Annotated in this window: 2 protein-coding genes; both read right to left on the bottom strand. The window is 40.5% G+C overall.

The window, feature by feature from the left end:
- Window positions 1–398: biotin carboxylase N-terminal domain-containing protein (locus AC3G7N_RS22160; RefSeq protein ID WP_489424268.1), on the bottom strand; the 398-nt coding region annotated here is incomplete at its 3' end.
- Window positions 386–560 (bottom strand): FtsW/RodA/SpoVE family cell cycle protein (locus AC3G7N_RS22155; RefSeq protein ID WP_489424269.1); only part of this gene is annotated, 175 nt, incomplete at its 5' end. The genes AC3G7N_RS22155 and AC3G7N_RS22160, both read right to left, overlap by 13 nt.

Below are 560 nucleotides of genomic sequence, written 5' to 3'. Positions count from 1 at the left end.
CCAGCCTGTACTGCCTGATATCTTGCCTTAACCTTATCCCCAAACATGTTTAGATGCTCACTGGTTGGACCAATAAAAGTTAACCCTTCTTCTTCACATCGTTTCGCGAATTGAATATTTTCAGATAGGAAGCCATATCCAGGATGTATTGCATCAACACCTACTTGCTTTGCCACCTTAATAATGCCTTCAATATCCAAATATGCGTCGATTGGTTTTTTCCCCTCACCAACTAAGTATGCTTCATCAGCCTTATAACGATGGTAGGAACCTGAATCCTCTTTGGAATAAACTGCAACTGTTCGGATATTTAATTCTGTACAAGCCCTAAACACCCGAATAGCAATCTCGCCTCTGTTTGCCACTAATACTTTTTGTATGGTATTTAACTCGGCCATGATCTTCCTCCTCGATTAAATGATTGATTTCTATTTGTGTCCTGATTAACCTTAACCGGTTCTTGTTCTTTTCTTTTCACGGATTTTGCAATGTTGTTTAGTATCCCCATGGAGGCCAGCATTACGAGCAGTGACGAACCGCCGTAACTGACAAATGGTAAT

The organism is Virgibacillus carmonensis (genome assembly GCF_057836705.1).
Note: the sequence above shows the minus strand (reverse complement) of the source record. Positions and strands in the feature narration are given on the sequence as shown.